Origin of the sequence: Acholeplasma laidlawii PG-8A, assembly GCF_000018785.1 — a bacterium.
Classification (GTDB): Bacteria; Bacillota_I; Bacilli_A; order Acholeplasmatales; family Acholeplasmataceae; genus Acholeplasma; species Acholeplasma laidlawii.
Map to the genome: position 1 here is coordinate 17,757 of NC_010163.1, position 11,561 is coordinate 29,317.

General features: G+C 31.9%; 10 protein-coding genes and 1 pseudogene. All 11 read left to right on the forward strand.

All coding sequences use genetic code 11. The features are described from left to right. The first annotated feature begins 7 nt into the window (after nucleotides 1-7). Entirely contained in the window at nucleotides 8-1,213 is a 1,206-nt protein-coding gene (locus tag ACL_RS00075; RefSeq protein ID WP_012241988.1) for an HD domain-containing protein, read from the forward strand. Continuing rightward, nucleotides 1,210-1,749, forward strand: coding sequence for a ribonuclease M5 (rnmV, locus tag ACL_RS00080; RefSeq protein WP_012241989.1), 540 nt, complete (start codon nucleotides 1,210-1,212; stop codon nucleotides 1,747-1,749). Before ACL_RS00075 ends, rnmV begins: the two co-directional genes overlap by 4 nt. Continuing rightward, entirely contained in the window at nucleotides 1,736-2,524 is a 789-nt protein-coding gene (gene rsmA, locus ACL_RS00085) for a 16S rRNA (adenine(1518)-N(6)/adenine(1519)-N(6))-dimethyltransferase RsmA (RefSeq protein WP_012241990.1), read from the forward strand. The genes rnmV and rsmA overlap by 14 nt, the downstream gene beginning before the upstream one ends. Before the next feature lie 210 nt (nucleotides 2,525-2,734). Beyond that, complete coding sequence (gene spoVG, locus ACL_RS00090) at nucleotides 2,735-3,019, forward strand: septation regulator SpoVG (protein ID WP_012241991.1); 285 nt, start codon at nucleotides 2,735-2,737, stop codon at nucleotides 3,017-3,019. Between the two features lie 196 nt (nucleotides 3,020-3,215). Then, the gene (locus ACL_RS00095) at nucleotides 3,216-4,181 is read left to right on the forward strand and encodes a ribose-phosphate diphosphokinase (protein WP_012241992.1); all 966 of its coding nucleotides are present in this window, start codon (nucleotides 3,216-3,218) and stop codon (nucleotides 4,179-4,181) included. Beyond that, a complete protein-coding gene (pth, locus tag ACL_RS00100; protein WP_012241993.1) occupies nucleotides 4,181-4,756 on the forward strand; it encodes an aminoacyl-tRNA hydrolase in 576 nt (191 codons plus the stop codon). The genes ACL_RS00095 and pth overlap by 1 nt, the downstream gene beginning before the upstream one ends. Nucleotides 4,757-5,208: 452 nt before the next feature. Beyond that, nucleotides 5,209-8,223, forward strand: a pseudogene (gene mfd / locus ACL_RS00105) (transcription-repair coupling factor); the annotation flags it as partial. Beyond that, on the forward strand, nucleotides 8,216-9,403 hold the full coding sequence (locus ACL_RS00110; RefSeq protein WP_012241995.1) for a coenzyme F420-0:L-glutamate ligase: 1,188 nt from the start codon (nucleotides 8,216-8,218) through the stop codon (nucleotides 9,401-9,403). The pseudogene mfd and the gene ACL_RS00110, both read left to right, overlap by 8 nt. Nucleotides 9,404-9,475: 72 nt before the next feature. After that, nucleotides 9,476-10,657 (forward strand): pyridoxal phosphate-dependent aminotransferase, encoded by a 1,182-nt coding sequence (locus tag ACL_RS00115; RefSeq protein ID WP_012241996.1) that lies wholly within the window; start codon nucleotides 9,476-9,478, stop codon nucleotides 10,655-10,657. A 5-nt stretch (nucleotides 10,658-10,662) separates the two neighbouring features. Further along, nucleotides 10,663-11,271 (forward strand): sugar O-acetyltransferase, encoded by a 609-nt coding sequence (locus ACL_RS00120; RefSeq protein ID WP_012241997.1) that lies wholly within the window; start codon nucleotides 10,663-10,665, stop codon nucleotides 11,269-11,271. After that, the gene (locus ACL_RS00125) at nucleotides 11,255-11,557 is read left to right on the forward strand and encodes a hypothetical protein (RefSeq protein WP_012241998.1); all 303 of its coding nucleotides are present in this window, start codon (nucleotides 11,255-11,257) and stop codon (nucleotides 11,555-11,557) included. The genes ACL_RS00120 and ACL_RS00125 overlap by 17 nt, the downstream gene beginning before the upstream one ends. The last annotated feature ends 4 nt before the right edge of the window (nucleotides 11,558-11,561 follow it).

Consider the following 11,561-nt stretch of genomic DNA (forward strand, 5'->3'; position numbering starts at 1 on the left):
GTAATATATGGTAAAACTTGAAAGACAAGAAGTTTTTAGAGATCCATTATATGGTTATATTCATGTAGATTATGAATTCATCATTGATTTAATCGACACATCTGTATTTCAAAGACTCAGACGTGTTAGACAATTATCTGGTGTTCATATGGTGTTTCACTCTGCAGAACATTCTAGATTCTCACATGCTTTAGGTGTTTATGAATTAGCCAATAGATTCTTAGATATCAAAGAAATAAAGGAAAACTTAAACGAACGTGAAAGTTTGTTGTTTTTAGTTGCAGCACTCTTACATGATATCGGACACGGTGCATACTCACATGCATTTGAGTATGTATTTAAAGTAAACCATGAAGTCATTGGTGCAACCATTATTAAAACACACCCTGAAATAAGAAATATTTTAGATAAGATAGATGCTTCATTTGCTGATGATGTTTCAAGTATCATTTTAAAGGATAAGAAATTTCCATTAATTGAGCAACTCATTTCTTCTCAACTAGACGTTGATCGGCTAGATTACTTAGAAAGAGATGCTTATTTTACGGGGGCAGCTTATGGTCATATCGATTTAGACCGTTTAATGAGAGTCGTTAAAATACACAATAAGAAATTAGCCTTTAAAGCATCGGGTATTCACGCAATTGAAAACTACTTAGTTGCCAGATACCATATGTACTGGCAAGTATATTACCATCCAAAAGCTAGAGCTTATGAAGTAATACTAGAAAAAATATATTTTAGAGTTAGAGATTTACTAGAAACTAATTTTAATTTTGAGCATGATGTCACATCACTTAAAACCATATTAAAAGACCCAACAAACATGTATGCCTATTTAAAGATAGATGATTATTATATGAACGGACTTATTGCATATTTCTTAAATTCAAAAGATCCTATCTTAAAAGAATTATCAAGTGATTTTTTAAATCGAAATATTTGGTCATATATTGATGATACTAAAGAAAACCAACAACAAATCAATGACATCTTGAACTCAAGAAGCTCGGACGATATAAAATACTTTACCCTTAAAACAAGTGTTGAACAAAGTGCCTACCGTGAAACAGAAGCTAATTTGGGTGATCAAATTTATATTTACAATGAGAAAGGTAATATTGTAACTTTATCTGAGCATTCATCTATTGTACACGCACTTGTAACATCAAGTGTAAAATCAGATCCTAAGTTCTTCTATAAAAAAAGATGAAACAAAAAATATATGTTGTTGAAGGCACACACGATGAAACGCTACTTAAACAAATAGATCCAAATATTAGAACTGTTTCTGTTGGGGGATCACAAATCAAAGAAGATGTGATTCAGTTTTTAAAAACCTATGAAGATAAATTTCAAATCATACTTTTATTAGATCCTGATTATACGGGTGAACAAATAAGAAAAAGGATTGCTAAACATTTAACAAATCCTACACATATCTTTGTTCAAAAACATAAAGCGATTAGTAAAAATAAAAAGAAGATAGGTGTTGAACACCTATCCTTAGAAGATTTAAAGACCATGCTTCTCCATGAGGTACAAGAACTACCTAAAGTAGAGTCTATTACATTAGATAGTTTATATAAATTGGGACTTAGCGGTCAAACAGACTCTAAAGCCAAAAGAGACTACTTAACCAGCAAATTAAACCTAACCTATAGTAACTCCAAGACACTGATACAAAGGCTTAATTGGCTAGGGTTAAGTTATAAAGATTTAGAGGATATATTATATGCATCAAGCTAAAAAAAGATTTGGTCAAAACTTTTTAACAGATAAGAATTTATTGAAAAAGATTGTTGACTCAGCACAAATTCATGATAAAAACGTATTAGAAATTGGACCAGGGTTAGGTGCACTAACTCAGTTTATAGTTAAAGATGCCAAAAAGTATCTAGCCTATGAAATTGACTACTCTCTAAAAGATGTTTTAGAAAATTTCTTAAGTGAAGATAGCAACATCATATTCCAAGACTTTTTAGAATCTGATGTCACAAATGATTTAGATACATATTTTAAAGGTGAACCAATTCACTTGATTGGTAATTTACCATACTACATTACAACACCGATTATTTTTAAATTCTTAGAAATAGATCAACTTAAAACAGCAACAATCATGGTCCAAAAAGAAGTGGGTGACCGTATGATTAGCAAGAAGAATTTAAAAAGCTATAATGCCTTTTCTGCGATTCTACAATACTTTACAGATGTAAGGTTGGTTGTTAATGTAAATAGAAAAATGTTTAACCCGGTACCTAAGGTAGATTCCATGGTTGTTCAACTAACTAAAAAAGAAACTAAACTGGATAAATCATTAGAGCTTAAGTTTATTCAAATCGTTAAGTTGAGTTTTATGCATAAAAGAAAAACCTTGTTAAATAATCTATCTACAGGTCTAAACGAAGATAAAGCTAAGATACTAGAATCTTTAAAGTCGCTTAATTTAGATGAGAAGACAAGAGCTGAATCACTAAGTGTAGATGATTTTATTACACTTACTGAAAAACTTTATAAATAAAATAACTAAAAATATTGATCGATTGTATCAATATTTTTTTATTTATATAAGGACAATCAAATAAAATACATAAATAATTGCATAAAAACATATTAAGGAATCTATTATTACATCAAAATTTCATAATTATTATTATTTTGTAATGTAAGCGCTTGAAAAGGCGGAAAATGTGCTATAATATTTTTGTATCAAACATCCGGGAGGGGCAAAGTGAAAATAACAGACGTCAGAGTAAGACACGTAAGTAGTGACTCAAGATTAAAAGGTGTAGTAACAATTACATTTGAAGATGCATTCGTAGTGCATGACATACGAGTGATTGAAGGTGAAAATGGATTATTCGTTGCAATGCCTAGCAAGAAGATGCCAAATGGCGGTTTCAGAGATATAGCACATCCAATACACGCGGATATGCGTAAACAAATCGAAGATTCTATCATCAAAGCATATAAAGAAACACTTGATGCTGAAGCAACAGCTTCAGTTGAAGAATAAACTAAAGAGTTAATAGGATTTAGAGGATAATTAGTACTCGCAAAACAGCATCAATCGAAGATATTGCCATCGGCAATATTTTTTGATTATAGAAAGAGACAACAATTCGCGTAAATGGTTGTTTTTTTCGCTTAGATGCTTTATTAAAACATAATTGATGATATAATGGAAATTAGAAAAGGGAGGCTTACTAACAATGACTATAGATGAAAAAAAGGCTAAATTATTTACACTTTCCGCTAATAAACCGCTAGCTGAAAAAATAGCTAAAAGTGCAGGAATTCCATTATCAAATGTTGAAGTTATTCGATTTGCTGATGGAGAGATTACCGTTAACATTGAAGAATCTGTAAGAGGTAACCATGTTTTTGTGATTCAACCAACATCAGAACCAGCAAATGACCATTTAATGGAGGTATTGGTATTAACGGATGCACTTAAGAGAGCATCTGCAGCATCTATTACAATCATCATGCCATATTTTGGTTATTCAAGACAAGATAGAAAAGTTAAGTCACGTCAACCAATTACCGCTAAATTAGTAGCTAACCTACTGACTGTAGCAGGTGTTGATCGTGTCGTAAGTATTGACTTACACGCGGCTCAAATTCAAGGTTTCTTTGATATTCCAATTGACAATTTCCCTGCTGCACCAACACTAGCTTCATATTTTAGAAGAAAAAAATTAGAAAACGTTGTTGTAGTATCTCCTGACCATGGTGGTGTGACACGTGCACGTGTATTTGCATCATTTTTTAATGCCCCACTTGCAATCATAGATAAGAGAAGACCTGAACCTAATAAGGCAGAGGTTATGAATATCATTGGTGATGTAAAAGGTGCAACATGTATCATGATTGATGACATCATAGATACTGGTGGTACATTAATGGCTGGAGCAAATGCTTTAAAAGAAGCAGGTGCTAAAGAAGTATATGCAGCAGCAACACATGGTGTATTAACTTCTAATGCAACAGAAAGATTACAAAACTCAGTGATTAATGAGATTGTTATTACAGATACAATCTACTTAGATCCAGCTAAAAATCAACCAAAACTTAAACAATTATCTATTGGTGCACTGTTAGGTGAAGCAATCATCCATATTTTACAAGACGAACCAATCTCTCAAATCTTTAATAGAATTCAAGAGGATCAATAATGAAACTCATTGTCGGTTTAGGAAATCCCGGCAAACAATATGTTCAAACAAGACACAACATAGGTTTTATCGCTATAGACAAACTCTTAAGTTACCTAAATACGGAATTAAAAGTCGATTCAAAACTACAAGCAGCATACACTAAAACTAAAATTGAAGGTGAGGATGTTATCATCGCTAAACCACTGACCTACATGAATTTATCTGGTGATGCTGTTACAAAATTAATGAACTTCTATAAAATAGATGTAGAAGATATATTAGTTATCCTAGATGATACTGCATTACCTTTAGGCAAGATAAGAATACGCCAAACAGGTAGCCATGGTGGTCAAAATGGGTTAAAAGATATCATTAACAAATTAGGAACTAAAGACTTTAAAAGATTAAGAATCGGTATTGGAGAACATGCCCATATGGACAAAGTAGACTATGTCCTTGGCAAGTTCTCAACAAATGAGTTAAATACGATACTACCTACGATTGAATATGTAAATGATGCCATCATTGAGTGGATTTCAACAAACAATTTTAATAACATCATGACCAAATACAACACCCCCCAGACTCTTTAGTCTGGGCTTTATCACGTGCAAAAAGGAAGCATTTTATGACTAAAAATTTATTAAACTCCATATATAAAGATGCCGCCATTTTAAACGCCAGAACAGGTGATTTTAAAGGTGTATCCCATAGCTATCTACAGACAATGCTTTCGCTTAGATATGATATTTCTAATAAAAATATTTTTGTAGTTTTACCAAATCTATATGAGGCACAAAAATACTATGATACGTTATCTTCTATTATTGATGAAAGTAAAGTATTGTTTTATCCAATGGATCAAACACTAACCTCCATGATGGCGTTAGGGTCTCCTGAGTTTAAAAACGAGCGTCTATTTACTTTAAGAAAACTTTTACAAGCAGATGATAAGTATATCATCATCACCACTCAAGAAGGTATTTTACACAGACAATTAAAGCCTGAAGATTATGAGCGTAGTGTTAAAAAAATAAGTGTTAATCAAGATTACGATCTTACTGACCTTACAAAAAAACTAATATATGATGGCTATCAGTTTAACTATACAGTAGAACGACCAGGCGAGTTTTCTATTAGAGGTTCTATATTAGATATCTATACACATGATTATAAAGATCCTTACCGTCTAGACTTTTTTGGTGATACCTTAGAATCAATAAAGACATTTGATGTACAAACTCAAAAAAGTATGAATCATATTACATCCATAGACATTGCCCCATTAAATGAATTATTTTATACGGATGAATTAAAAGAACAGGCACTTGAAAAAATAAGTAAATATTTTAGTGGCTTTAAATTATCTGAAAAAGAAGATAAAAAGTTAGAAACTGATCTTATGCATATTGAAGAACGTAAACGTATGGATAGTCTATCTATGTATATAGAGTTCTTTAATGATGAAGTGACAACCATTTTAGATTTTAGTAACCCATATGACTTAATACTTGTTGATAGTTATAAGATGGAACTGAATGAAGAAACAACGTATCAAGATTTATTAACCTATAGTCATACCATGCAAGGAGAGGCATTCATAGGTTTAAACTTTAAAGTAAAATTAAAAGAACTACTGAAGAAAAATCATTTATCATTTCAAATATATTCAGTATCTGATAAACCATCTACTGATTTAGGTGTTTTAGATGTGGATCCATTTGTAGGACATTTAGAACAACTGATCTTATTTATAAATGAATATAACGGATTTAATATACTCATATCTACTAAGACTATGGTATCTTTTGAACGTATTAAAGAGCATTTAACGAATCACAAGATAAGTTATAGTGTCAACCAGTTTAAAGACGCAATGGTTGTATTAGTGGAAGAAGATTTACCGGGATCATTTATTGATCTAAATCATAAATTTATCATCTTAACTGAAGATACTATCTTAGATACTAAGAAAAAAGCTAAGGTCAGATACCGCTCAGTTATTAACCAAGCCGTAAAAATTAGAGATATCTCAGAACTACAAAATGGTGATTATGTTGTGCACTATGATTTTGGTATTGGTCAATACATTGGTCTAAAGACAATGACTTTATCTGGAGATAAAAGAGATTATCTACATATTGTTTATGATAAAGATGAGGCACTTTATGTACCAACAGATCAAATTGATTTAGTTTTAAAATATAAAAGTTATGATCAAGTTAAACCTAAACTATCTAAGTTAAACGCTAAACAATGGAGTAAAACCAAAGCTCAAGTCAAACAAAAGATTAAAGACTTATCGGATAGACTACTCAATCTTTATGCCAAAAGACATCAAGCAGAAGGATATCAGTTTAGTCCTAGAACAGATATGTTAACTTCTTTTGAAAAAGACTTTAATTATGATGAAACCATTGACCAACAAAAAGCGATTGATGCCGTATTTGAAGATATGGAAAGTTCTAAACCTATGGATAGACTTATTGCTGGGGATGTTGGTTATGGTAAAACAGAAGTGGCACTTCGTGCAGCCTTTAAAGCTGTTGTAGATGCCAAACAAGTTGCTTACCTAGTACCGACTACGGTACTGGCTAGACAACACTATTTAACCTTTAAAGACAGGTTTGAAAAGTATGGTGGAAGTGTTGCACTACTTTCTAGATATGTTAGTAAAAGGGAACAAAAAGAAGTGCTAGAAAAAATAGCTAAGGGTTATATTGATGTCGTTATCGGAACACACAGATTATTAAGTGATGACATTGTCTTTAAAGATTTAGGTTTATTTATTATCGATGAGGAACAACGCTTTGGGGTTCAACATAAAGAAAAAATTAAAGAAATTAAAGTGAATGTGGATACCCTAACTTTATCTGCAACACCTATTCCAAGAACGCTTCAAATGGCCATGTACGGGCTTAAGGACCTATCTATGATTGATACACCGCCTTTAAATAGATATCCCGTACAAACCTATGTTGTTGAAAGACAACCTGCATTAATTAAAGAAGCTATTGATAGAGAACTATCACGAGGTGGACAAGTATTTTATTTATTTAATAATACAGAGCGCATGGAAGCTCAAGTATTAAAACTACAACAACTTGTACCAAATGCAAGAATTACATATGCACATGGTAAGATGACGAAAAATAGAATTGAAGATACACTGTCTAGATTCGTTGAAAAAGAATTTGATATTTTAGTTTCAACGACTATTATAGAAACAGGTGTAGATATACCAAACACCAATACACTTATTATCCATGATGCCGATCACTTAGGTCTTGCACAACTCTATCAATTACGTGGACGTGTAGGTAGATCAGATAGAATTGCTTATGCGTATTTAATGTTTGATGGCTATAAAGATGTAAATGATGAAGCCAAGAAACGTTTATCTGTTATTGAAGACTTTACCGATTTAGGTTCAGGGTTTAAAATTGCACTAAGAGATTTAGGTATTCGTGGTGCAGGTGATATTTTAGGTGAAGAACAATCAGGGTTTATTGATTCAGTAGGTATGGACCTGTATATGAAACTTCTTGATGAAGTTATGACGGGTAAAGCATATGAATCTCCTAAGACAGATACGGTTGATCAAGTATTTTCAAAAAGACACATACCGCCTACATATATTAATCATGACCCGGTCAGAATTGAAATACATAAAAGAATTGCTTCTTTAAATAAGATGCAAGATTTAGAAGATTTAAAACAAGAATTACTAGATAGATTCGGTCCAATTGATATAGATTTGATGACCTATATGTATGAGAAACTTTATAAGAAGTTAGGACATCAAGTCGGTATTGAAAAAACTGTGCATGAAAAAGATTTCGTTAAAATGGTCATATCCTTAGAAAAAAGTGAACTTATAGATGGTATGAGACTACTTTATGTAGCCTCCAAATCTAAGATGAATATCAGACTTGGACAATCCAGAGGACATGTTGAAATCAACATGTCTACTAAACATGAAACAAAACACTGGCTATATTTAGCATGTGAATTATTAGAAATGTATATTGACTCAAAGGAGATAACAATTAATGAGTGATGTAGGTGTTGTAGCACGAGGTATACGTACCCCGATTATTCGTAGTGGTAATGATGTAAGTCAAATTGTAGTAGATTCAATTATGAAGGCTTCAAAAACAGATAACTTTAACTTTGATGATAAGGACATTATCGCTGTGACAGAAGCTGTTGTAAGTATTGCACAAGGAAATTATGCAACACTTGATCAAATAGCTTATGATGTGAAAGAAAAGTTTCATACAAAACATATAGGATTAGTGTTTCCAATTTTATCTAGAAACCGTTTTGCAAGTCCGCTTCGTGCTATTGCACGTGCAATGGACAAATTAACCATTTTATTAAGCTATCCTAAAGATGAAGTAGGTAATAGTATATTATATGAGAAAGACCTAGAAAGACTTGGCATCAATCCATATGATACTATCATCGATGAAGCAACCTATCAAAAAGAATTTAGCCATTTTAAACACCCGTTTACGGGTGTCAATATGGTTCAATATTATAAAGACATTATAGAAAAAGAAAACTGTGAAGTTAGCTTTGTATTTTCAAATAATCCAGAAGATATTTTGAAGTATACAAGCGAAGTATTAGTATGTGATATCCATACTAGAATAGCTACAAAAGAAAGACTAAAAAGCCATCAAGCAAGTAAAGTCTTAGGGCTAGATGATTTATTAAATAAACCAGTATTGAACTCAGGGTTTAATGAAGTCTATGGTCTATATGGATCAAATGCTGCTGGAAGTGAAAGTGTCAAGTTATTTCCTCATCATAATGATCTAATAGTTTATGATATTCAAAAGAAATTTAAAGCGTTAACTGGGAAACATGTAGAAGTATTAATTTACGGAGACGGGGCCTTTAAAGACCCGGTTGGTGGTATTTGGGAGTTGGCAGACCCTGTTGTGAGTCCTTCTTATACAAAAGGCTTAGAAGGTACACCAAACGAAATTAAACTTAAATATATGTCAGATGATAAATATAAAGATTTATCTGGTGATGCACTTAAAAGTGCAATCATTAGTGAAATTAGTCAAAAATCAAATACGTTAACGGATGATGCCAAATTAGGTACTACACCAAGAAGATATGTGGATTTAATTGGATCACTTTGTGATTTAGTAACCGGTAGTGGCGATAAGGGTACACCGGTCGTATATATCAAAAACTATTTTAAAAACATTTCTGATAAATAACCACAAAAGTTACGTAATCATAATACATGCTAAAATGATATATATAAATATGTTTTAGCGAAGGAGAATCTAATGTCTAAAATTGATATATTAAAAATTGCTAAATCAGCACAAATAGCAAAGTCTAAAAATGAGCATGTCATTGATGCTACAATCGGCATGTTTTATAATGATGACTCTAAACTCATCATACCAGCAGTAGAAAAAGCATATTATGATCTAGATTTACTAGATGCATTTAAATATGGTGCTACCGATGGTGGGCCTATGTTTGTAGAAAACGTCATAGATTGGGTATTAGATGATAAAAGAAAATCAGTGGAAGAAAAGTTTTTAATAGGAGCACTATCTACACCGGGTGGTAGTGGTGCAATTTCACTTATTTTTAATACCTATGGTCATGTCGGTGATAAAGTCTTAGTACCGAATTTAAGATGGCGTTATGAATACTTTTTGAATGCAGCTAAGCTTAAAGTGCATGAGCATAATATGTTTAAGGGTGACGGATTTGATTTGGAAGATTTTAAAACACAATTAAACTATTTAACCAGTATTCAAAAGCGTGTGATTGTTGTTATTAACGATCCATGTCATAATCCAACAGGTTTTAGCTTATCAGATAAAGAGTGGCAAAGTATCATTGAAATACTAAATAGTTTTGATAAGAATGAACTTATTTTAGTCTACGATATAGCCTACTTTGATTATGATCCTAAAGGTTTTAAAAATGCTAGAAATAACTTCTTAGCATTTAAACAACTGAAACCACACGTTCAAGTATTAACCGCCTTTAGTGCATCTAAATCATTTGCAATGTATGGCGTAAGACTAGGTGGTTTATTAGGTTTATTTCATACAAAGGAACAACAAGCATTCTTTAAAGTTCACGTTCTTGAAGATGCACTTGGTAAATGGTCAACAGCACCATCTGTAGGTGTAGGTATCTTTAATAAACTTGCTACTAAAAAAGATGAATATGTTCAGTACTTAATTACACTCACATCAACACTTAAACAAAGAGGTGAGATATTCATTAAAGAAGCCTTAGAAAATAATTTAGATATCTATCCTTATAGAGGCGGATTCTTTGTTTTAGTAAAATCAAATAATCCAGAAAAAGATTATGAAAAACTAATAGATGATAACATCTACCTTATTCCTATGGAAAAAGGGCTTAGAGTGGCGCTTTGCGGGATAACTACTAAAGAAGTTATAGGTCTTGCAAAACGTATTAAAAATGTTGTAGGAGCGTAACAAGTATGAGCCAATTAAAACGTATGCTAAGTGGTGAACTCTATATGGCTGAAGGCGAAGAGTTAGGCAAAATAAGAGATAATATGCTTGATAAACTTTATCAGTATAACCATGCACACTATAACAATCACAAACTAAGAGATGAACTTATTAAAGAGATTCTTGGCGGTTATAAAGATAAATTAAAAATTACACCACCGGTTTATTTTGATTATGGTAAACATACTTTTGTAGGAAAGAATTTCTATGCTAATTTTGATTGTATTTTCTTAGATGTAAATACAATCACCATTGGAGACAATGTCATGTTTGGTCCACGTGTTGGATTATATACTGCAGGACATCCAATTGATAAAGATGTAAGAATTACAGGTTTAGAATATGGTCTACCAATCACCATCGGTAACAACGTATGGATTGGTGGTAATGTAGTTGTAATGCCTGGTGTACATATTGGAGATAATACCATCATTGGAAGTGGTAGTGTTGTAACTAAAGATATACCAAGTGATGTGATTGCTGCTGGAAACCCATGTAAAGTTATAAGAAAAATCACAACAGAAGATAAGATCTATTGGGAAGGTAAGAAGAAAATATATGAAGAAAGTTTTTAATATCTTAAGATATGTTCACATCATCTTAACTGTAGTTACGATACTTAGTTTTTTCTTATATTTAATTTACTTTAAAACAGATTATAAAAATGTGACTGCAATCCTTGTTGCTACAACATACCTTAATTTTGTCGTATCTTTAATATTTTTTATACCGGTTATAACGTTCATGATTAAATTTAGAGATGAAAGAGAAAATTCACCTTATTTAATGAGTTATGTGATTTATGTTGTAAGTACCATCGCATCTATTATGTTAATGCCCCTGATTCAAAGTTTCTTTTAATTAT

Bases quoted from the DNA above. Each gene is read 5' to 3' on its own strand.
- rnmV (WP_012241989.1), top strand. From the start codon at position 1,210: ATGAAACAAAAAATATATGTTGTTGAAGGCACACACGATGAAACGCTA.
- pth (WP_012241993.1), top strand. From the start codon at position 4,181: ATGAAACTCATTGTCGGTTTAGGAAATCCCGGCAAACAATATGTTCAA.
- ACL_RS00110 (WP_012241995.1), top strand. From the start codon at position 8,216: ATGAGTGATGTAGGTGTTGTAGCACGAGGTATACGTACCCCGATTATT.
- ACL_RS00115 (WP_012241996.1), top strand. From the start codon at position 9,476: ATGTCTAAAATTGATATATTAAAAATTGCTAAATCAGCACAAATAGCA.
- ACL_RS00120 (WP_012241997.1), top strand. From the start codon at position 10,663: ATGAGCCAATTAAAACGTATGCTAAGTGGTGAACTCTATATGGCTGAA.
- rsmA (WP_012241990.1), top strand. From the start codon at position 1,736: ATGCATCAAGCTAAAAAAAGATTTGGTCAAAACTTTTTAACAGATAAG.
- ACL_RS00125 (WP_012241998.1), top strand. From the start codon at position 11,255: ATGAAGAAAGTTTTTAATATCTTAAGATATGTTCACATCATCTTAACT.
- ACL_RS00095 (WP_012241992.1), top strand. From the start codon at position 3,216: ATGACTATAGATGAAAAAAAGGCTAAATTATTTACACTTTCCGCTAAT.
- ACL_RS00075 (WP_012241988.1), top strand. From the start codon at position 8: ATGGTAAAACTTGAAAGACAAGAAGTTTTTAGAGATCCATTATATGGT.